Here is a 21,024-nt window from a genome sequence, read left to right as displayed (position 1 = left end):
CTAATCGTGACCAAAGGGAACTTGCTTGTCCGCGCGATTGGTATCGTCGAGGGAGACTACAAGTTTGAACCGATAGAGGGACGTGCTGGAGACTATGCCCATCGCCGCGCGGTGAATTGGCTTTGGGTTGATCGGGATGGCATAGAATCCAGCGACGTTGCCAAAGTAGGCCTCGTTCAGCGAACAATATATGAAATCGACAAGTCCTCGCTCAACGTGCCCGCGCTTGAACGCTACATGAATAGCCAGAGGAACGAGGGGCCCTCAGAACCTGAACCTTTCGTCCTGATCATCGACGAGATCAACCGCGCCAATATCTCCAAGGTGTTCGGAGAGCTGATCACGCTGCTGGAACCAGACAAGCGGCTTGGCCAGCCCAACCATCTCAAGGTGCGCATGCCTTACTCGGGGGATGAGTTCGGTGTTCCGTCGAACCTGCATATCGTCGGCACGATGAACACGGCAGACCGCTCCATCGCTCTGCTCGACACAGCGCTGAGGCGGCGATTCACATTCCGGGAAATGATGCCCGATCCGTCCGTGCTGAAGGACGCGGCCGACCGCACGGGCATCGATCTGCCGAACCTTCTGACCATCATCAATGAACGCATCGAGTATCTCTACGATCGCGATCACCAGATCGGGCATGCCTATTTCACCGGCTGCGACACCCGCGCGGATGTCGACGCGGTAATGCGGCACAAGGTGATCCCGCTGCTGGCCGAGTACTTCTTCGAGGACTGGGGGAAGATCGCCGCGGTACTCGGCGATCTGGAAACGCATGACAGGCCGATCAAGGGGGGCTTTCTGAACAGGTCGGTCCTGAAGGCACCGCCTGGGCTCGATAATGGTGAGGCGATGCCGCGCTTCCGGTGGGACGTGCGCGAAGACAGCTTCGATTATGCGCGGCTGCTCGGCTCATGATCCGCCGCACTCTCCGCGAATGGCAGCGCATCGGCTACGGGGATGACGACTCCACCATCCCGACGGCCGAGGCTGATCGGATTGCCGCCGTCGCGGCGCGTTCCAGCTTCGCGGGTCGTGGCGGCGAAGGCGTGCTCGAACACGGCCGCAAAGGCCTGCGGGCCCGCGGCGTGGTCGGCGTGATCGCCGCGCCGGGATGTCAGCTGGAGATCCTCCCCAAGATCGAAGGTCTTGGAGAGCACGACGCTTCTGACGAAACCCTTCGTCGCCGTCTCATCCACATGCTGGCGGTGGTTCACGATCTGCGGATCGATGCAGGATCGATGGCGCAGCTCGGATGGCAGAAGGACACTATTCTGGAACTGTTGATCCGCCTGTTTTGCGCCCGCCTGATGGAAGCGGTGCGGATGGGTCTGCCGCGCCGGTATGTGGATCATGCAGACGACCTCCCCGCCCTGCGCGGAAGGCTCGACGTCACCCGACAGTTTTCACGCCATGCGGTTACGCCACAGCGGCTGGCCTGTCGGTACGACGAGCTGTCCTCCGACATCGCGCTGAACCAGGTGATGCGCGCCGCCGTGACCCGTTTGCAGCGTGTGGCTCAGGCCCCCGACAATCAGCGTATCCTGCGCGAGCTGGGCTTCGCCTATGCGGATGTGACCGAGGTTCCCGTCCCTGCGTTGCGATGGGACCAGATTACTCTGGATCGGACCAATCAGCGGTGGCGCGAGCTTCTTTCCTTCGCGCGTCTCCTTCTCGGCGATCGGCACCAGCAGACCAGCGCGGGGGCTATGAATGGTCATGCGCTCTTGTTCGAGATGAATGCCTTGTTCGAGCAATACGTCGCCAGACTGGTCACTAGCGCTCTGGCCGGAAGCGGATACCGGGTTTCAGCACAGGGCGGCCATCGGGACTGCCTGTTCGAAGCCGATACGGGGCGGTTTCGGACCAAGCCGGACCTCATCATCAGAAATGGGGATCAAACCGTCCTCGTCGTCGACACCAAGTGGAAGCGGATGGCCCCTCGCATTGACGACCCCAAACAGGGGATCAGCCAGGCCGACGTGTATCAACTGATGGCCTACAGCCAACTCTATGGCCGGGACGTCATGTTGCTCTACCCCCATCACGGCGATCTCCCGCCAGAACCGATATGCACCCGATACGCCATTGCACGTGAAGACGCCGAAGAGACCCTTCATGTCGCAACCCTCGTCATGACCCGTCCCTCGGGATCGCATGTCGAGGCTGTGAAGAAGCTGTTGGGACGGATGTTGCCGGCTGCCGTGGCGGCCTAAGCAAAGCGCCGGGCGAGGCAAGCGGAGTGGCTGCCATCGCGGCGGCATGAACCGGTGATCGCCCCATTCAAACTGTCCGAAATGTCGGTCGGTCCAGTCATCCAAAGGACCCACTCTGGCCTACGCTAGAGCGCGAAATTCTGCGATCAAAACGGGAACATTCAGTGCACACGCCACCTTGCAAGCCATTGTTTTCTATATTAAATCCGTCCAGTCCATCATCGGCGCGACGGACAGCCTGTAGGCGGGGTGGGACATGGCTACTCTTTGTCAGTTTGCGGCACCGGGCGCAGCCGCTTTAAGATCCGCCGCCAGAGTGCGGCAGGCTGGCCGGCGCCGGCAGAGGCAGGCACCGGAACGACGCGCAGCTATACACGCGGATTTCCGCCCAGCCAAGCCGTCGGCAGGAACATCTGCCCACCTCACGGGTTGAGAGGGGTCGAAACAACTGTTCAAGGAGTTTTCGAAATGCAGATGACAATTCTACGCCGCTTTGGTGCCACGCTCGCTGCGGGTGCGCTGATGGCGCTGCCCGCCTTCGCCGAGACGATGACCTACACCGCCGATCTGACCGCCGATGCCGAGGTGCCGCCCGCCGACAGCGCCGCGACCGGCACGGCCGAGGTGACGGTCGATACCGACGCCAACACGGTGTCCTGGGTGGTCAGCTATCAGGATCTGACCGGCGACGCGACCGCCGCCCATATCCACGGCCCCGCCGCCGAGGATGAGAACGCCCCGCCGGTCATCGACATGTCCGACGCGATCATGGAAGGCAGCGCCGATATCACCGCCGACCAGATCGCCGAGCTGCAGGACGGCAAATACTACGTCAACGTCCATACAGAGCAGTATCCGGATGGCGAAATCCGCGGCCAGCTGATGGCCAAGGAATAACGACAGCAGAGTTTCTGCAGGAATGGCCCCCGCAAGGGGGCCATTTGCGTTTGGGGTGCTGGGAAAGGACGACGGCGCGGCAGCACCGCCAACTCGCATTAGATGGACCCCGAAAGCCGCGAACGCCACGCCCTCACCGAAACACCCGACAGCGCAAAGGAAAACCCGACGCCTCTCGCAAGGCCTCGGGTCAGGTTTCGGTCTCAGCCGGTCAGTTCGGCTTGATCACTCGGCCGCGGCGCGGGCGGTTTCCAGCCACTGGTCGACCTGATCGCGGTTCTCGGCGATCCAGTCCTTGGCGTGACCTTCCACATCCTCGTCGCCTTCGTTCATCAGCGCGTTCTGCGCGTAGATGTCGGTCAGCGGGATGGCCGCGGCCTCGAACAGGGCGCGGACGGCGGGGTTGTCCTTGATGAAGTCGCTGTTCACCACCGGCACGATGTCATTGGCGACATAGCCTAGCATGCAGGGATCGGCCACGCAGCCCTCGACGCCCTCCATGGTGGCCGCGTCTTCAAGACCCTTTTCGGTCTCGACCAGATCGACGAAGGGGACCTGAATCCAGACCACATCCTCGCCCGGGGTCAGTTCGTTAACGGTCCAGTTCGGGGTCCAGGTATAGAACAGGATCGGCTCGCCCTGCTCATAGGCGGCGACGGCATCGGCCATCGCGGCCGAATAGTTGGCCGAGGTCACGTTGATATAGTCGTCCATCCCATAGGCTTCGCGATGATGGGCGATGACCTCTTCGCAGGCCCAGCCGGGCGGGCAGCCGACCATGTCGGCCTTGCCGTCACCGTTGCGGTCAAAGGCCTCGCGGACCTCCTCGCGCTTGAAATCGTCCAGCGAGGTGATGTCGTATTTCTCGGCCGAGGCCTTGTCGACCAGATAGCCCTGCAGCGCGCCGCCCAGAGCGACCGCGCCCACGATCTCGGCCCCCTGCTCGAAGGTGTCGCGATACGAGTTGTGGCCGGGGAACCAGCCATCGACCCACATCGTCACATCGCCGAACGCCACCGCCTGATAAAAGGCCGGGTTGTCCAGCGTCATGGGCTGCGAGACCTCATAGCCCAGTTCGCGCAGCAGGTCGCTGTAGATCGCGGTCTGGAACCAGCCCGTGTCCCAGGTCGGCTGCGCCATCTGGATGCTGACGCCCTCGCCGGGCTTCTCGGCGGCCATTGCCGGGGCGGCCAGCAGCAGCGCGGTGCCGATTGCGGTCATGGTCTTGGTTAAACGGAACATCATCCGTGTCTCCCTTTCGTTTCTTCTTTGGTAGATGGGTGTCGGGCGGACCGGCACGGCCCGCCGCAAGGGTGGCAGGCGTCAGCCCGCCTTCGGAATATCGGTGGCCTGCATCTGCGCGCCGGGCCGGAAGAACCCGACCAGCGTCTGGCGCAGCGAGGTCTGGCGCCGGGCCGACGGCTCGGTCAGGCCCTGGGTGATGCGGTCCAGCACGATGGCGAGGATCACGATGCCGACCCCGCCTGCCGTCGCGCCGCCCACATCCATGCGGCCAAGGCCGGTGTTGACCACAAGGCCCAGCCCGCCCGCGCCGATCAGCGCGGCGATGACGACCATCGACAGCGCCAGCATCAGGGTCTGGTTCAGGCCCGCCATGATGGTGCGCATCGCCAGCGGCAATTGCACATCCCACAGCATCTGCCAGCGGTTTGAGCCGAAGGCCTCGGCCGCCTCGACCAGATCGGCGCGCACATTGCGGATGCCCAGATTGGTCAGCCGCACGATGGGCGGCAGCGCAAAGATGATCGTCGCAATGATCCCCGGTGCCATGCCGACGCCGAACAGCATCACGATGGGCACCAGATAGACGAAGCTGGGGATGGTCTGCATCACGTCGAGGATGGGCCGCACCACCGCCCACAGCTTGTCAGCACCCGCCGACAGAATCCCCACCGGGATGCCGATCAGGGCACAGAACAGGACCGAGGTAATGACCATGGCCAGCGTGGTCATGGTATAGTCCCACAGCCCGATCATGTCGATGAAGATGAAGCCCAGCAGCGTGAACAGCGCCACGCCGCGCCCGGCGGTGCGCCATGCCACGGCGGCAAAGCCCGCCGTCATGACCAGCATCGGGATCCAGCGGAAAAAGCTGTCGAGCCCGCCCAGCACCATGCTGATCGGCACCTGCGCGGCCCGGAAGGCGGGGCGGAAATTCGGCACCAGCCAACCGCGCACGAAAGAGTTCACCCAATCGTCGAAGGGCAGCGTCATCAGGTCAGCGGGGCTGAACATCGGTAACCTCCTTCTTCGCAGTGGCGTCCGGCTGCGCGGGCGGCGACGGTGGGCGCGGTGACGCTGTGTCTTCAGGCGTGTCTGGGGCCGCATCGGTGGCCTCGCCCTCGCCATTCTCGCCGTTTTCGCCGGCCCAAAGGTGGCTCAGCAGCTCATGCGGATCGACGACGCCGACCAGCCGGTCGCGGTCGTCGGTGACGGCGATGGGCAAGCCCTCGCCCGCCGCGCCGTAAAGCTCGTGCAATTGAGTATCGGCATTGGTGGTCGGAAACTCGGTGATCAGCGTGTTGCTGATCGTCGGGCTGGGGGTCGAACTGTCCATCTCGCTCGACGCGAGGTCGCGATAGGTCACGACACCGGCCACGCGCTCGCCATCCAGCACATACAGCGCGTGCGAGCCGTGTTCCTCCATCAGGCGCAGCGCCTCGGCCACCGGGGTCGCGCGCAGCTGGATGGTGATCGGCTCGCCCGAGACGTCGTCCACGGTGAACACCCGCCCACGGTCGATATCTGCCACGAAGGCCGCGACATAGTCATCGGCGGGGCTGGTGACGATTTCCTGCGCGGTGCCGATCTGGACGATCTCGCCATCCTTCATGATCGCGATGCGGTTGCCCAGCAGCAGCGCCTCGTTCAAGTCGTGAGTGATGAAGATGATGGTCTTTTTCAGCTCTTTCTGCAGGCTGATCAGCTCGGTCTGCATGTCGCGGCGGATCAGCGGGTCAAGCGCGCCAAAGGGCTCGTCCATCAGCAGGATGTCGGGGTCGGCCGCCAGCCCGCGGGCCAGCCCGACGCGCTGCTGCATCCCGCCCGACAGGTCCGAAGGCAGGCTGTCGGCCCACGGCGCAAGCCCCACCTTTTCCAGAACCTCGAGCGCGCGGACACGCCGCTCGGCCGCGGGCACGCCGCGCACCTTCAACCCATAGGCCACGTTTTCCGCGATGGTCCAATGTGGAAACAGCGCGAAATGCTGGAACACCATGGCGATCTTCTCGCGCCGGATGCGGCGCAGATCGCTGCGCGAGGCACCGGCGATATCCTCGCCATCGATGCGGATCGTGCCGGAACTGGGCGGGATCAGCCCGTTCAGCGTCCGCACCAGCGTCGATTTGCCGGAACCCGACAGGCCCATGACGACGAAAATCTCGCCCTCATGGACGTCAAAGCTGGCATCCTGAACGCCGACCGTGGCGCCGGTCCGTTCCAGGATGTCGGCCTTGGTCGCGCCGTCGCGCAGCATCTGCATGGCGGCAGCGTGCTGCTTGCCAAAGATTTTGTAGAGGTTTCTGACCGAGAGTTTCGGTTGCATGCAACTCCGCATCTGCCCGGCCGGGGCAGGGAAACAGCCCCTGCAGGCGAATGACCGATCCCGCGCCGAGAAGCAGCGCAACAGGTTTCCGCCGCGCCGAAAAGGCGCGAGGGCGGAAAAAGAGGCGCGCCGGGCTGCACCTCGGGATCAAGAACTTGATCACAATATAGTGCAGGGGCAGCTTGACATCAACCGCCGATAGCCCGAACGGCCAGTGGCGAGGGTCAGGCATCCCGCCACGGCTGCCCGCCGGCGAGTTCGGCGGCAAGGTGATCGACAAAGCCGCGCAGCTTGGGCGGCATGGGCAGGACCGCCGGCCACACAGCCGAGATGGGCAGCGTCCGGGTCGAAAGCCCCGGCAGAACCCGCCTCAACCGGCCCGACGCGATGGCCGGCAGGGCGATGAAACCGGGCAGGATCGCCAGCCCCAGCCCCTCGATCGCCATGTCGCGCATCGCCTCGCCATTGTTCAGCGTGATGCGGCTGTCGAGGACGGGCGGGCGGTCCCTGCCGGTCTGCCACAGGCTGCCATTGGGCAGGTGATGATAGCCGATGACGCTGTGCCGTTGCAGATCGGCCAGGCTTTCCGGCGTGCCATGCCGGGTCAGATAGGCGGGGCTGGCGCAGGGCACGGTCTCATCCTCGCACAGCTTGCGCTGCATCAGGGCCGAATCGCGTAACTCGCCGATGCGGATGGCGATGTCGAAGCCCTCACGCGCCAGATCGCGCAGCCGGTCGTCATAGTCGATCCGCAGTTCCAGTTGCGGATGACGGGCAGCAAAGCGGGCGATGATCGGCGACAGATACAGCGTCCCAAAGCTCATCGGGGCGGCGATGGACAGCGTGCCGCGCAGCGATTCGCCCGTCGCCCCGCCCCAGGCCGCGCTTTCCGTGGCGGCGGTCAGCTCCGCCAGCGCCGGTCGCAGGCGGTCGTCCAGCCGGATCGCGGCCTCGGTCGGCAGGATCCGCCCGGCATTGCGCCGAAACAGCGCCGCGCCCAGCGACAGCTCCAGATCCGACACCCGCTTGCTGATGACCGATTTCGACAGGTTCAGCCGCGCGGCGGCGGCGGTGATGGTGCCAAGCTCCATCACGGTCAGGAACGCCTCGATCTCGTCCAGGGTATAGCGCATGGCGGCACAGTATCCGCGCCGCCACCGTTCGCAAGGACCGAACGCCGCTTTCACGCGCCGGTCGGTGGCGCCGAACGGATGCGCCGCCCATATCTGACCCGGCAACAGGAGGCTTTCATGGACCTGACAGGTATCCACCATCTGACCGCGATCACCGCCGACGCCCCGGCGAACAAGCGTTTCTACACCGACACCCTCGGCCTGCGGCTGGTCAAGAAGACCGTGAACCAGGACGACACCTCGGCCTATCATCTGTTCTATGCCGACGGGCTGGCGACGCCGGGCACGGATCTGACCTTTTTCGATTGGCCGGCACCGCCCGAACGCCGTGGCACCCGCTCGATCAGCGGCACCGGGCTGCGGGTGGCTTCGGACAGCATGGATTACTGGGCCGAACGCCTGCGCGAGGCCGGGCGCGGCGACGGCAGCATCGCCACGCTGGACGGCCGTGCGACGCTGGCGTTCGAGGACCCCGAGGGCCAGCGCTTTCGCCTGATCGCCGATGACGCGGGCGAGGTGCACCCCTGGGACCGCAGCCCGGTGCCGGCCGCGCACCAGATCCGCGGGCTGGGGCCGATCACGATCTCGGTCCCGCAGCTTGCGCCCACGGCCGAGGTGCTGACCCGCGTGCTGAACATGCGCGAGACCCGCGGTTATGACAGCCCCGACGGGCAAGGCCGCGTCCATGTCTTCGAGATGGGACCGGGCGGCGCGGCGGCAGAGCTGCATGTCGCGGTCCAACCCGGTCTGCCTGTGGCGCGTCAGGGCGCGGGCGCCGTCCACCACGTCGCCTTCCGCACGCCGGATGTCGCCGCGATCCACGGCTGGGCCGGGCGTCTGGCCGATTTCGGGCTGCCCAATTCCGGCGAGGTCGAGCGCTACTATTTCCGCAGCCTCTATTTCCGCGAGCCGGGCGGCAACCTGTTCGAGATCGCCACCGACGGGCCGGGCTTTGCCGTCGATGAACCGCTGGAGTCGCTGGGCGAAAGCCTGTCCCTGCCGCCCTTCCTCGAACCGCGCCGGGCCGAGATCGAGGCGCGGCTGAAGCCTCTCGACTAGGCCAAAGGCCGCCGCGTGATGCGGCGGCCTTTTTCGTTTACCCCAATTCACCCAACTACGAACCGGTCGCTCACCCACCCTCGTCGCGCGGCGTGCCGGCAGGGGCGTCGCCATTCTCGGCCAGATCCGTGATGTAACGCTGCATCTCGGCAATTTCCGAGGTCTGCGCCTTGATGATGTCATCGGCCAGCGCCCGCACGCGCGGATCGGACAGTTCCGCCCGCGTGCTGGTCAGGATGGCGATGGAGTGGTGCGGGATCATCGCCTTCATCCACGCCTCGTCGCCGATCGTCGCCTGACTGCGCACCAGCCCGACGCCCGCCACAAACGCCAGCAGCGCACCGATGAAGATCGCCATGTTCTTGCGCCGATCCGAATACATCCCCAGCATGAAGGACAGCATGATGATCGCCATCGCGCCGCCCATATACAGCGCCATCCACATCCGCGTCTGCGAAAAATAGACGTGGTCCCAGGCCCATGTATTCAGATACATCAGCACGAACATGACCACGGTCGAGGTCGCAATCATGGCCAGAAACCGGCCATAGCTGCCCTTGTGCTGCGAATGTTGCTTGCTGCGGTCGTCCATGGCGGTCCTCTCGCTTGGATGGGGGTGCCGGGCGCGTCCCGGCGGGCCTGAGGGTCAACGCGGATGCCCCTTTGCCCGGTTCCGGCGGCGTTTTGCAGGGTTCGCGTCAAGGGCGGGTTAATCTTCGCGCGCTAGGCTCGGTCCATGCGATTCGTGATGGCCCTTCTGCTGATGCTGCTGCCGCTGCCCGCCTTGGCGCAGGACGGGGCGGCGCTGTGCGAATGGGCGGCGCGGCAGGCCGCGGCGGAAAGCGGCGTGCCGGCGGATATTCTGGGCGCGCTGACCCTGACCGAAACCGGGCGGCAGCAAGGCGGCCTGACGCGGCCCTGGGCGTGGAGCGTGAATGCCGAGGGCAAGGGAAGCTGGTTCGACGACCCGGCGCTGGCGCTGTCATTCGCCGAGGATCGGGTCGCGCAGGGCCGCACCAATCTGGATGTCGGTTGCTTTCAGCTCAACTTCCGCTGGCATGGCGAGAAGTTCGAGACGCTGGCGCAGATGTTCGACCCGCTGACCAACGCGCGCTATGCGGCGCAGTTCGTGCGAGAGCTGTTCGCCGAGACGGGCGATTGGCGGCGCGCGGCGGGGGCGTTCCACTCGCGCACGCCGCAGCACGCGGCGCGCTATCTGGCCCGCTTTGACGAGCTGCGCGCGGGGCTGGACCCTAGCGGCGTCAACGGCCAGCGAAACGGGGTCGAGACCTATAACCGCTTTGCCGAGGTGACGCCGGGCGAGTTGGCGCAGATCCCGCAGCCCGCGCGGCAGGTGCGGATCGTGGACAACCGGATGCTGCTGGGGGCGCCCAAGGGCACGAAGGTCACCGGGATGCCCGGCTCGCTGGCGGCCATCGGTGCGGCACGGACGGCGCTGCTGGGGGCTGGCTCGCAGCCCCTGCCTGCCCCGCGCACCGCCCTGCTGGCGGGCGGCAATGGCCCGCTGTTCGGCCCGGACGCCGCGCCCCGGCGCGAGCGCGTCAGGCGCGGGCGCGGCTCTGGCTCCGCCGAGGCTATCGAGCAATTATCGCCGGAACTTGAGGCGGCAGAGATGTCAGCCCACCCGCCCGATCTGGCCGAATACCCCGCCGAGTTGCCGGACGGCGGCGCGCCGCCGCTGGATCTGGTGCTGGACGGGGCGGATGAGGTTTTGTGATGGCATGCGCGGAACTGCACGGAGTGCCTTGCGCCGATGCGACGGGCCACCCTTCCGAGGCGGCCCTCGGAGACTACGACGGGCGAGGTGGGCGGGTGACACATGTTCCTTACAGCCGCCCGAAATGGCACAGGGCGCCCCGGCGGGACGCCCTGCTGATCCGGTTAACTGCCCAACCCGCCGCTTCAGGCTTGCCAGTCGGGTGCGATCGAGGCGGCGATCGACGCGTCCAGCGCCTCGAACGCGCCAAGGCCGATGGTGTCGTACAGCTCTTGTCGGGTCTGCATCTCGGGCAGCATCGCGGTGGTGGCACCGTCGCGGGCCAGCGTCGCATACAGCTTTTGCTGCGCCTTGTTCGCCACCCGCAGCGACGACACCGGCCAGATCACCATGTCATAGCCCAGATCCTCGAACTCCTGCGCGGTCAGGGCGGGGGTGCGGCCGAACTCGGTCATGTTGGCCAGCAGCTCGACGCCGGGCAGCGCCGCGCGGACCTCGCGAAACATGTCCACCGAGGTCAGCGCCTCGGGGAAGATCGCATCGGCCCCGGCCTCGACATACAGCTTGGCGCGGGCAATCGCGCCCTCCAGCCCCTCGCTCGCCGCGGCATCGGTGCGCGCGATGATCCGCAGATGCCGGCGCGCCTTGGCGGCGGCGGCGACCTTGGCGGCCATGTCGGCGGCGGTGGCCAGCTTCTTGTCGTTCAGGTGCCCGCATTTTTTGGGCAGAAGCTGGTCCTCGAGATGCACGGCACCGGCGCCCGCATCCTCGAAGGTGCGGACCATGTGCATGACGTTCAGCGCCTCGCCATAGCCGGTGTCGCCATCGACCAGCAGCGGCAGGCCACTGGCGCGGGCGATCTGGCGGATGAAGAAGGCGACCTCGTCCACGGTGATGATGCCCAGATCGGGCAGCCCCATCGAGGCCGTCATCGCCGCCCCCGACAGATACAGCGCGTCGAAGCCCGCGGCCTTGGCCTGCAGGGCGGCCTGCCCGTTATGGGCGCCGGGCAGGCGCAGGATACCGGGCGCGTCCAGCAATTCCTGGAACCGCAGACCGGCGGGACGCTCGGGCAGGTCCGAGCCGACGAGATATGGCATGTTCGCTCTTTCTCAGTTGCGCTGCGACAGCGGCACGAATTCGAGGTTCTCCGGCCCGGTATAATGGGCCGAGGGGCGGATGATCTTGCCGTCCTCGCGCTGCTCGATCACATGCGCGCCCCAACCCGAGGTCCGCGAGATGACGAAGAGCGGCGTGAACATCGAGGTCGGCACCCCCATGCGGTGATAGCTGACGGCGCTGAACCAGTCGAGGTTCGGGAACATGCCGCGTTCCTCGTCCATCACCTGCTCGATCCGGCTGGCGATGTCGTAAAGCCCGGTATCGCCGGCCTCTTGCGACAGTTTTTCGGCGACGCGCTTGATCACCACGTTGCGCGGGTCCGACACCGTATAGACCGGGTGGCCGAAGCCGATGATGATCTGCTTTTCCGCAACCCGGCGGCGGATATCTTCGGCCGCTTCGTCCGGCCCGGCATAGCGGGACTGGATCTCGTAGGCGACCTCGTTTGCGCCGCCATGTTTCGGGCCGCGCAGCGCGCCGATGGCGCCGGTGATGGCCGAATACATGTCCGACCCGGTGCCCGCGATCATCCGCGCGGTAAAGGTCGAGGCGTTGAATTCATGCTCGGCATAGAGGATCAGCGAGGTCTGCATCGCCCGGACATGGCTGTCGCTGGGGTCCTTGCCATGCAGCAGCCGCAGGAAATGCTGGGCGATCGAGGGATCGTCGCCCTCGACGTCGATGCGGCGGCCGTTATGGCTGTAGTGATACCAGTAAAGCAGGATCGAGCCGAGGCTGGCCATCAGCCGGTCGATCACGTCACGCGCGCCGGCCGGGTTGTGGTCCTGCGCCTCGGGCAGCGCGCAGCCAAGCGCGCTGGCCCCGGTCCGCATGACATCCATCGGATGCGTGCCGGCCGGAAGCTGTTCCAGCACCGCCTGGACGGTGGCGGGCAGCCCGCGCAGCCGGGCCAGCTTGTCCTGATAGGCGACAAGCTGGGCCTTGTTCGGCAGCGTGCCGTGGACCAGCAGATGCGCGACCTCTTCAAAGGTCGCGGCCTCGGCGATGTCGAGAATGTCATAGCCGCGGTAGTGCAGGTCGTTGCCGGTCTGGCCGACGGTGCAGAGGGCGGTGTTACCCGCCTCTACCCCCGACAGCGCGACCGATTTCTTCGGTTTCGGTGCCATGAACGGACCTCCTCAGCCTTTGTAATCGAAAATCCCGGTCGGGCGCGCATCGCCCAGACGCGAGGCCTCGACGACGAAGTTCAGCGCCACCAGATCGCCGGCCTTCAGATCGCCCAGCGCCTCGACCGCCTGCAGGAAGCGGGTCTGCTCGGCCGAGGCGATGATGCCTTCCGACAGGGTCAGGAACTTGTTGCGATAGTTCTCGCGCACGAAGGGACGCGCCCCATCGGGGTGGGCATCGGCCAGCGCCAGCTCATCCTCGATCGCGGTGCCGTCCTTCAGCGTGATGACCACGCGGCCACCGAACGCCTTTTCCTTGGGGTCGCGCGAGTGATAGCGGCGCGTCCATTCCGGGTCTTCGGTGGTCGAGATCTTGTGCCACAGCGCGACCGTCTCGGGCCGGTTGGCGCGTTCGGGGGCATAGGATTTCTCGTGATGCCAGCCGCCATCCTCGAGCGCCACGGCGAAGATATACATGATCGAGTGGTCCAGCGTCTCGCGCGAGGCGTTGGGGTCCATCTTCTGCGGGTCGCCCGCGCCGGTGCCGATCACGTAATGGGTGTGGTGGCTGGTGTGGATGACGATGCTTTCGATCTGCGACAGATCGCCCACCTTCGGACCCATGCGGCGGGCCAGGTCGATCAGCGCCTGCGACTGGTATTCGGCCGAATGTTCCTTGGTATAGGTGTTCAGGATCGCGCGCTTGGCCTCGCCCTTTTCGGGCAGCGGGACGTTGTAGATCGTGCCCGGACCCGACAGCAGATAGGCGATGAAGCCGTCCTCGCCTTCCCATGCCGGCGACGGCGCGCCTTCGCCGCGCATCACGCGGTCCACGGCCTCGATCGCCATCTTGCCGGCAAAGGCCGGGGCATAGGCTTTCCAGGACGAGATCTCGCCCTTGCGCGACTGGCGGGTGGTGGTGGTGACGTGCAGCGCCTGCTGGACGGCCTGATAGATCGTCTCGGTGTCCAGCCCCAGCAGCGTGCCGATGCCGGCGGCGGCTGACGGGCCGAGATGGGCGATGTGGTCGATCTTGTGTTCGTGCAGGCAGATGCCGGTGACCAGATCCACCTGGATTTCATAGCCGGTGGCCAAACCGCGGATCAGATCGGCGCCCGATTTGCCGGTGTGCTGCGCGACGGCGAGGATCGGCGGGATGTTGTCGCCGGGATGGCTGTAATCGGCGGCCAGATAGGTGTCGTGGAAATCCAGTTCGCGCACGGCCACGCCATTGGCATAGGCGGCCCATTCGGGCGAGACGGTGCGGTCGTTCTCGACGCCGAAGACGGTCGCGCCGGGCTTGAAGGGGTGCGTCATCGCCTGCGCGCGGGCCGAGGCGACCGGGCGGCGCGCGACCGAGGCGGCGGCCACGGCGGCGTTGTCGATGATGCGGTTGATGATCATCTCGGTCACGTCGCTGTCGACGGCGACCGGATCGGCCGCAACCTCGGCGATCTTCCACGCCAGCTGATCTTCGCGGGCCAGATTCTCGGCCGATTTATAGGTGCGGACTTCATGGGTTTTCATCAGCGGAACTCCTGTCGGTGATGGGTTGCGGGCGGCCGTCGGGATCGACGGCGACCAGGCGAAACTGTCCTTGCGCGACCTGCGTGCGGTGGCCCGAGCGCGGGTTCTCGCAGATGCCGGTCACCGCGATGGTGACCGAGGACCGGCCCCGGCGCTGCAGCCGGGCCTGCGTCACGAACAGGCTGCCCACCGGCACCGGCGCGTCCAGACGCAGCGTATCGACGCCGGTCAGGACCATGTCGTGCCGCGCATGGCGGCTGGCGGCGGTAAAGGCGGCGCTGGCCATCAGCGACAGCGCCTGACCGGCAAACAGCGTCCCGTAATGGTTCGCTTGCCCCGGCAGCACCAGATCGGCGCGTTCGGTCACATCGGCGCGGTCGGTCTGACGGTCTGCGGCGACGTCCTGCATGGCGGTCCTTCGCAAGATTTGCACGCACATATTGGTCAGCGGGTGCCTGCAAGTAAACAAAGGAATTGCGTTATCTTGCAAAAGCCGCAAACTGGGATTGCGAAGTTTGCGAGGACGCGAGGCGGCAGGGTTGCGACACGGCTATCAGGGAACGCTGCTGCGCCGGCTGCGCGACAGCCATGCGATGACGCAGGCCGCGATGGCGCGGACGCTGGGGATTTCGGCCAGCTATCTGAACCAGATCGAGCGCAACCAGCGCCCCGTCACCCGCGCCGTGCTGTCCCGGCTGGACGACGTCTTCGGGATCGAGGCGCAGCCCTTTCACGACGCCGGCGACGGCAGGCTGGCGTCACGTCTGCGGGCGGCGCTGGCCGATCAAGGGGCGACGCTGAGCGCGGCCGAGCTGCAGGATCTGGCCGACAACTCGCCCGCCGTGGCCAAGCTGATCCTCGATCTGCGCCGCCGCCTGCGGGCCGCGACCGAACGCGCCGAGCTGCTGGCCGAGCAGGTGTCGGGCCAGCCCGGCACCCCGGCCGCGCCCACGGCGTTCGAGGCGGTACGGGATTATTTCTACAGCCGCCGCAACCATATCAACGAACTCGACCGCGCCGCCGAACCGCTGGGGGCGCTGCTGCCCATCGCCACGCGGGCCGAATCGCTGACCATCTATCTGGCCGATCGCCACCGGATCCGCGTCGGCAACCGCCCTGGCCCGGACACGCTGCGCCGCTATGACGAGGCGGCGCGGGTGCTGCATGTGGCGGACCGGCTGAGCGACGCGCAGCGCGCCTTTCAGATCGGCACCCAGCTTGCCCTGCTGGAAGAGGCGCCGACCATCGACCGACTCTGCGCCGCATCCGGCCTGTCGGCGCAGGATCAGCCCTTGCTGCGGATCGGGCTGGCGAATTATTACGCCGGCGCGCTGATCCTGCCCTATGGCGAGTTTCTGGCAAGGGCCGAGGCCGAGCGTTACGACATCCAGATCCTCGCCCGCCATTTCGGCGTCGGCTTCGAGACCGCCTGCCATCGCATGTCCAGCCTGCAGCGTCCGGGCGCGCAGGGGGTGCCGTTCTTCTTCATCCGCGTGGACCGCGCCGGGAACATCTCGAAAAGGCAATCGGCGACGGATTTCCACTTTTCGCGCTTTGGCGGGTCGTGCCCGCTGTGGAACATCTATGACGCGTTTTCACATCCGGGGCAGGTGTTACGGCAGGTGGCGCAGATGCCGGACGGGCGGCGCTATCTTTGGGTAGCGCGGACCGTCAGCCACGGGGCGGGCGGGTTCGGGCGGCCGGTCAAGCAGTTCGCCGTGGCACTTGGCTGCGACATCGCCCATGCCGACCGGCTGGTCTATGGCGAGGGGCTGGACCTGATGGGGCCGGACGCCGCGACCCCCATCGGCCCCGGCTGCAAGCTGTGCGAACGCGAGGCCTGCCCGCAGCGCGCTTTTCCGATGATCGGGCGCCCGGTGCTGGCCCAGCCCGGACGCAGCAGCTTTGCGCCCTATTCGTCCGAGGCCGGTTCGCTGCCGTAGAACATCTTGCCGATCTCGATCGGGCCGCGCCCGACCTCGCGCCGGTGGCGGTTGGTGTCGCGCAGCGAATAGACGCAGCCGCAATATTCCTGCTGGTAGAACTCTTCGCGCTTGGAGATCTCGATCATGCGGTTCGACCCGCCGCCCTTGCGCCAGTTATAGTCCCAGTATTCCAGCCCATCATAGGGCGCGACCGCGCGCTCGCCGCAGCCGTTGATCTGCTTCATGTCCTTCCAGCGCGAGATGCCCAGCGACGAGGTCATCACCGGAAATCCGTGCTCATGGGCATAAAGCGCCGTGCGCTCGAACCGCATGTCGAAGCACATGGTGCAGCGGATGCCGCGTTCGGGCTCCCACTCCATCCCCTTGGCGCGGGCATACCAGTTTTCGGTGTCATAGTCGCAATCGACGAATGGCACGTCATGGGCCTCTGCAAAGCGGATGTTTTCATCCTTGCGAAGCAGGTATTCCTTTTCGGGGTGGATGTTCGGGTTGTAGAAAAAGATCGTGTAATCAATGCCCGAGGCGGTCATCGCTTCCATCACCTCGCCCGAACAGGGGGCGCAGCAGGAATGCAGCAGCACCTTTTTGTGGCCGCCGGGGGGCGTCAGGACGGGGCGGGTGAAGTCATCGGACATGGGCGTGGCCTTGCGGGTAATGCGTGGGTCGAGACCGGGTTTTACCGGAAACGCACACAGAACGAAAGCCTGCGAGAGGGCGCGGGTCGCGCGGCCCGGTCACATGACGGGTCACGAAAAAGGGCGGACCCCGCAAGGCCCGCCCCGATTCCTGGCCTGACGGTCGCGGCTTACGCCTGCCCGTCCTTGGCCTTGTCGCCGGTGCCGCGAATGGTCGGCACGACCTGATCGCCCCAGGCGCCGGCGCCGTTATGAAAGCGCGAGACGCGGATCACCTCGACCGAGACACCCTCGTTCACCGCGCGCTGCACGGCGTCGTTCAGGCGGTGCACGGCCTCGGCCACGCGGTGGATGGCGCGGGTCTCGCTGTCGCCTTCGGGAAGGTCGATGCGCTGAAATTCGGCGTCTGCGTTCATGTCATGCTTCCTTCGTTGCAAGTCCCCGCCACATTAGCGGCGGGAACCGTCGGTTGACAGACCCTTTCGGGGCCGGGTTGCGCCTTATTCGGCGGCGAACTGGTTCATGGTGTTGGCATGGCCGCCCGCTTTCAGGGCACGCTCGCCGCTGACCATTTCCTTGAAGGTGTCGCCCAGATCCGAGCCGACCTCGTGCTGGTGCTTGACCGCCGAGATGCCGCGGCGGATTTCCTCGCGCTGGACGGTCTTGACATAGGCCAGCATCTTGTCGTCGCCGAAATAGCCGCGCGACAGCTCGTCCACCGACTTGGCGGTCAGGTGGAAGGTCGGCAGCGTGATCAGGTTGTGGAACACGCCGGCCTGGGTCGAGATGTCGTGCTGGAAGCGCTGCAGCCGGTCATCGGCCTCTTTGCCCAGCTCGGTGGCGTCGAAATCGGCCTTCATCAGCTCGTTGCCTTCGGGATAGTCACCCTCGGCGATGCGGCCCTCGGCCAGCCACTCGTCGCGGACCTGCTTGCGCAGGTTCAGCGTCCAGTTGAAGCTGGGCGAGTTGTTGTAGACCAGCTTGGCGTTCGGGACGACCTCGCGGACCTCGTTCACCATGGCGGCGATCTCGGCCACGTTCGGGGTGTCGGTCTCGATCCACAGCATGTCGGCGCCGCCCTGGGTCAGGTTGGCGATGCAGTCTTCGACGACGCGCGCTCGGCCCGAGCCCTTCTTGAACGGGAACAGCCCGTTCGGCAGGCGCTTGGGCTTGACGAATTCGCCGTCGAGGCGGATCGCCAACTCGCCGTCGCGGACCGGGTTGGCGTCGGTGATCGCTTCGGTGTCCAGCCACTTGATGTATTCCGAGGCCAGATCGCCCGGCTGCTGGCTGACCGGAACCTTTTGCGTCAGACCGGCGCCAAGGCTGTCGGTCCGCGCCACGATGACACCGTCATCGACGCCCAGCTCCTCAAAGGCCAGACGGCAGGCGCGCAGCTTTTCGATGAAATCTTCGCGCGGCACGGTGACCTTGCCGTCCTGGTGGCCGCACTGCTTCGCGTCCGAGACCTGGTTTTCGATCTGCAGGCAGCAGGCGCCGGCCTGGATCAGTTCCTTGGCGAGCAGATAGGTCGCGTGTTCGTTGCCGAAGCCGGCGTCGATATCGGCGATGATCGGGACGACATGGCTTTCGAAATTGTCGATCCGCTCGATCACTTCGGCCCGCTCGGCGTCCGAGGTGGCGGCCTTCAGCTCCTTGAACAGGTCGTTCATCGCGACCTCGTCGGCCTGGCGCAGCGAGACATAGATTTCGCGGATCAGGTCGCGCACGGCGGTCTTTTCATGCATCGACTGGTCCGGCAGGTGGCCCCAGGTATTGCGCAGACCGGCCACCATCCAGCCCGACAGATAGACATAGGCGCGCTTGGTGGTGCCGCGCAGGCGCTTGACCGACTTGATCATCTGCTGGGCGTGAAAGCCCGACCAGCAACCCAGCGACTGCGTCGACAGGGTCGGGTCGCGGTCGTAATCGGCCATGTCCTGACGCATCACGCTGGCCATGTCGCGGGCGATGTCGAGATGGGTGTCATAGCTGTTCTGCAGTTTCAGCTGCACGATGTCGTCGATCCCGATCCCGTTCGAGGTCTGGCCCGAGGGGTAGCGCTTTTCCAGTTCGGCGCGCAGTTCGGCATAGCTCTTGCGTTGTGCCATGATCTTTCCTTTCAGGTGATAGCGTTGGGTTGCACGGCGCGTCCGCAAGCGGCGCGCGATCCGGGTGCGAGCAGCCGGGGCATCTGTTCCTGCGTCAATTGCTGCGACATCACAAAGCCCTCCCCTGGCTGACACGGTGTCTGTGCGGCGCGATTCGTTTCGCCCTGATGTCACTTTAGTAATGTCATTGTGCAAATGCAGCAGGCTCTTGTGTAATTGGAGTCACTCTGTCAATTCTGTCAGCAGGTTTCATTTTGTAATGTAATGTTTGTAAGGTTCGGCAGATGGCGCCACGGGGCGAAAAACTGATCATCGGGCAGCGGCTGAAGATCCTGCGCAGCACGCTGGGGCTGACGCAGGCGCAGATGGCGCAGCAGCTTGGCGTCTCGGCCAGCTATATCACGCTGATCGAAAGCGATCAGCGTCCGGCCTCGGCCAAGCTGTTGATGCGGCTGGCGCAGGTCTATGATCTGAACGTGGCCGAGCTGGCGCCCGACACCGACGCCCAGCTTGCCGCCGATTTCGAGGCCGCGCTGAAAGACCCCGCGCTCGAGGTCGAGGGCGTGAGCCGCGCCGAGATCGAGGCCGTGCTGCAGGCCTCGCCCCGGATCGCGGCGGCACTGGTGCGGTTGCAGGGCCGGCTGGGCGACGCGATGATGCGCGCGCAGGCCGAACAGACCCCGCTGGCCGACCGCAGCCGGGTCGAGGCGATCGCCCAGATCGCCCGGCCGGTGGATGAGGTCCGCGACTGGTTCTATGAAAGCCGCAACTATATCGACGCCCTCGACCGCGCCGCCGAATCCGTGGCCGAGGACAACAAGCTGCACCGCGACGCCTCGGACGTGGCGCTAAGCGGGCTGCTGGCCGCCCACAACGTCCGCGTCCGGCGCCTGCCCGGCGCGGTGATGGCCGGATCGCTGCGCCGCTATGACCCGCATCGCAAGGAATTGCTGCTGTCGGAATTCCTCGACGCCGCCAGCCGGCGCTTTCAGATGGCGGTGCTGATTGCGCGGCTGAACTATCAGGATCTGATCGACGAGGTCATGGACACCGCGCATTTCGAGGGCGAGGCGACACAGGGGCTGGCCCGCGTCAGCCTGGCCAATTATTTCGCCGCCGCCCTGCTGATGCCCTATCGCCCGTTCCTCGCCGCCTGCGAATCGGAGCGCTACGATATCGAGCTGATCGGCCACCGCTTCGGCACCAGTTTCGAGCAGACCGCCCACCGCATGACCACCCTGCAACGCCCCGAGGCGCGCGGCATCCCGTTCTTCTTCGTCCGCGTGGACCGGGCCGGGAACGTGTCCAAACGCTTCAGCGCCGGGCGCTTTCCCTTCTCGCGCTTTGGCGGCACCTGCCCGCTTTGGAACGTCCATGCCGCGTTCGAGACACCGGGCCAGATCCAGACCCAGATGATCCGGATGCCCGAAGGCGCGCGTTACTTTTCGGTCGCGCGGACGGTGATGCGGGCCGGCGGCAGCTTTTCCGCGCCCGCGCCCCGGCTGGCGGTGGGTCTGGGCTGCGACGTGGCCTTTGCGCCGCGGCTGATCTATGCCGACGCCTTCGACGCCGAACGCAGCGAGCCGACCGAGGTCGGGCTGAACTGCATCCTGTGCGAGCGGCAGAACTGCGCCTCGCGCGCGCAGGCGCCGATCAACCGCAACCTCGCGGTGAACGAGCTGGAACGCAGCGTGGCGCTGTTCAGCTTTGAATCCGATTGATTTCGCGGGGTCTGCCTGCTTTACAACCGCCAAAGCCTGGGGCCAGATCGGACGGATCAGCGCCGCCGCAGCGGCCCCCTGCCCCCGCCACCCGGTCGCCCAGCCGTCCGACCCTTTGGAAAGCCCGACCCCTGCCCAACCCCTCTGCCATTTATGACCCGGAACAGGCCGAACTCGGGCAGCGGCGCGAGGGCGATCTGCTGGCGCTGTCGGGCTCGCTG

19 protein-coding genes are annotated in these 21,024 nt (G+C 65.9%); 7 read left to right on the top strand and 12 right to left on the bottom strand.

What is annotated here, in order from left to right; translation table 11 throughout:
• Positions 1 to 6 precede the first annotated feature (6 nt).
• The 3 genes from CYR75_RS16290 to CYR75_RS00800 all read left to right on the top strand — a co-directional run bounded on the left by CYR75_RS16290 (position 7) and on the right by CYR75_RS00800 (position 3,119).
• Entirely contained in the window at positions 7 to 924 is a 918-nt protein-coding gene (locus CYR75_RS16290) for an AAA family ATPase (protein ID WP_225972782.1), read from the top strand.
• Positions 921 to 2,222 carry an McrC family protein gene (locus CYR75_RS00805; protein ID WP_101498414.1) on the top strand — a complete coding sequence of 434 codons (1,302 nt, stop codon included), beginning with the start codon at positions 921 to 923 and terminating at the stop codon, positions 2,220 to 2,222. The genes CYR75_RS16290 and CYR75_RS00805 overlap by 4 nt, the downstream gene beginning before the upstream one ends.
• 468 nt (positions 2,223 to 2,690) lie before the next feature.
• Positions 2,691 to 3,119: a CHRD domain-containing protein gene (locus CYR75_RS00800; RefSeq protein ID WP_225972781.1), complete on the top strand. Its 429-nt coding sequence runs from the start codon at positions 2,691 to 2,693 to the stop codon at positions 3,117 to 3,119.
• Between the two features lie 225 nt (positions 3,120 to 3,344).
• On the opposite strand, the gene proX is transcribed toward CYR75_RS00800, so the two are convergent.
• From proX to CYR75_RS00780, 4 genes are all read right to left on the bottom strand, one after another.
• Positions 3,345 to 4,364 carry a glycine betaine/L-proline ABC transporter substrate-binding protein ProX gene (gene proX, locus CYR75_RS00795; RefSeq protein WP_225972780.1) on the bottom strand — a complete coding sequence of 340 codons (1,020 nt, stop codon included), beginning with the start codon at positions 4,362 to 4,364 and terminating at the stop codon, positions 3,345 to 3,347.
• 78 nt (positions 4,365 to 4,442) lie between these two features.
• Positions 4,443 to 5,375 carry an ABC transporter permease gene (locus CYR75_RS00790; protein ID WP_101498413.1) on the bottom strand — a complete coding sequence of 311 codons (933 nt, stop codon included), beginning with the start codon at positions 5,373 to 5,375 and terminating at the stop codon, positions 4,443 to 4,445.
• Positions 5,359 to 6,684 carry a quaternary amine ABC transporter ATP-binding protein gene (locus CYR75_RS00785; protein ID WP_101498412.1) on the bottom strand — a complete coding sequence of 442 codons (1,326 nt, stop codon included), beginning with the start codon at positions 6,682 to 6,684 and terminating at the stop codon, positions 5,359 to 5,361. The genes CYR75_RS00790 and CYR75_RS00785 overlap by 17 nt, the downstream gene beginning before the upstream one ends.
• 224 nt (positions 6,685 to 6,908) lie before the next feature.
• On the bottom strand, positions 6,909 to 7,817 hold the full coding sequence (locus CYR75_RS00780) for a LysR family transcriptional regulator (RefSeq protein WP_101500786.1): 909 nt from the start codon (positions 7,815 to 7,817) through the stop codon (positions 6,909 to 6,911).
• Between the two features lie 117 nt (positions 7,818 to 7,934).
• On the opposite strand from CYR75_RS00780, the gene CYR75_RS00775 reads away from it, so the two are divergent.
• The gene (locus CYR75_RS00775; RefSeq protein WP_101498411.1) at positions 7,935 to 8,876 is read left to right on the top strand and encodes a ring-cleaving dioxygenase; all 942 of its coding nucleotides are present in this window, start codon (positions 7,935 to 7,937) and stop codon (positions 8,874 to 8,876) included.
• A gap of 70 nt (positions 8,877 to 8,946) precedes the next feature.
• On the opposite strand, the gene CYR75_RS00770 is transcribed toward CYR75_RS00775, so the two are convergent.
• Positions 8,947 to 9,468 carry a DUF305 domain-containing protein gene (locus CYR75_RS00770; protein ID WP_225972779.1) on the bottom strand — a complete coding sequence of 174 codons (522 nt, stop codon included), beginning with the start codon at positions 9,466 to 9,468 and terminating at the stop codon, positions 8,947 to 8,949.
• Between the two features lie 156 nt (positions 9,469 to 9,624).
• Here CYR75_RS00770 and CYR75_RS00765 point away from each other — a divergent pair, with 156 nt between their 5' ends.
• A complete protein-coding gene (locus CYR75_RS00765) occupies positions 9,625 to 10,614 on the top strand; it encodes a lysozyme family protein (protein WP_192876665.1) in 990 nt (329 codons plus the stop codon).
• A gap of 185 nt (positions 10,615 to 10,799) precedes the next feature.
• Here CYR75_RS00765 and prpB read toward each other — a convergent pair whose 3' ends face one another.
• From prpB to CYR75_RS00745, 4 genes are read right to left on the bottom strand one after another with little or no spacing between them, the layout of a single operon-like run.
• On the bottom strand, positions 10,800 to 11,714 hold the full coding sequence (prpB, locus tag CYR75_RS00760; protein WP_101498410.1) for a methylisocitrate lyase: 915 nt from the start codon (positions 11,712 to 11,714) through the stop codon (positions 10,800 to 10,802).
• A 12-nt stretch (positions 11,715 to 11,726) separates the two neighbouring features.
• Positions 11,727 to 12,863, bottom strand: a complete 1,137-nt coding sequence (gene prpC / locus CYR75_RS00755; RefSeq protein WP_101498409.1) for a bifunctional 2-methylcitrate synthase/citrate synthase — start codon at positions 12,861 to 12,863, stop codon at positions 11,727 to 11,729.
• A gap of 12 nt (positions 12,864 to 12,875) precedes the next feature.
• Positions 12,876 to 14,390, bottom strand: a complete 1,515-nt coding sequence (locus CYR75_RS00750) for an MmgE/PrpD family protein (protein ID WP_101498408.1) — start codon at positions 14,388 to 14,390, stop codon at positions 12,876 to 12,878.
• Positions 14,377 to 14,799 carry an acyl-CoA thioesterase gene (locus tag CYR75_RS00745; protein WP_101498407.1) on the bottom strand — a complete coding sequence of 141 codons (423 nt, stop codon included), beginning with the start codon at positions 14,797 to 14,799 and terminating at the stop codon, positions 14,377 to 14,379. The genes CYR75_RS00750 and CYR75_RS00745 overlap by 14 nt, the downstream gene beginning before the upstream one ends.
• A gap of 130 nt (positions 14,800 to 14,929) precedes the next feature.
• Here CYR75_RS00745 and CYR75_RS00740 point away from each other — a divergent pair, with 130 nt between their 5' ends.
• Positions 14,930 to 16,333: a short-chain fatty acyl-CoA regulator family protein gene (locus CYR75_RS00740; RefSeq protein ID WP_225972778.1), complete on the top strand. Its 1,404-nt coding sequence runs from the start codon at positions 14,930 to 14,932 to the stop codon at positions 16,331 to 16,333.
• On the opposite strand, the gene CYR75_RS00735 is transcribed toward CYR75_RS00740, so the two are convergent.
• The 3 genes from CYR75_RS00735 to CYR75_RS00725 form a co-directional block, all read right to left on the bottom strand.
• Complete coding sequence (locus CYR75_RS00735; RefSeq protein ID WP_101498405.1) at positions 16,303 to 16,971, bottom strand: epoxyqueuosine reductase QueH; 669 nt, start codon at positions 16,969 to 16,971, stop codon at positions 16,303 to 16,305. The two genes, CYR75_RS00740 and CYR75_RS00735, sit on opposite strands and share 31 nt — an antisense overlap.
• 170 nt (positions 16,972 to 17,141) lie before the next feature.
• Positions 17,142 to 17,387, bottom strand: a complete 246-nt coding sequence (locus CYR75_RS00730) for a hypothetical protein (protein WP_101498404.1) — start codon at positions 17,385 to 17,387, stop codon at positions 17,142 to 17,144.
• Between the two features lie 84 nt (positions 17,388 to 17,471).
• Entirely contained in the window at positions 17,472 to 19,082 is a 1,611-nt protein-coding gene (locus CYR75_RS00725) for an isocitrate lyase (RefSeq protein WP_101498403.1), read from the bottom strand.
• A gap of 284 nt (positions 19,083 to 19,366) precedes the next feature.
• On the opposite strand from CYR75_RS00725, the gene CYR75_RS00720 reads away from it, so the two are divergent.
• Complete coding sequence (locus CYR75_RS00720) at positions 19,367 to 20,803, top strand: helix-turn-helix domain-containing protein (RefSeq protein ID WP_101498402.1); 1,437 nt, start codon at positions 19,367 to 19,369, stop codon at positions 20,801 to 20,803.
• Positions 20,804 to 21,024: the final 221 nt, after the last annotated feature.

It is taken from the genome of Paracoccus jeotgali, assembly GCF_002865605.1.
Taxonomy (GTDB): domain Bacteria; phylum Pseudomonadota; class Alphaproteobacteria; order Rhodobacterales; family Rhodobacteraceae; genus Paracoccus; species Paracoccus jeotgali.
Note: the sequence above shows the minus strand (reverse complement) of the source record. Positions and strands in the feature narration are given on the sequence as shown.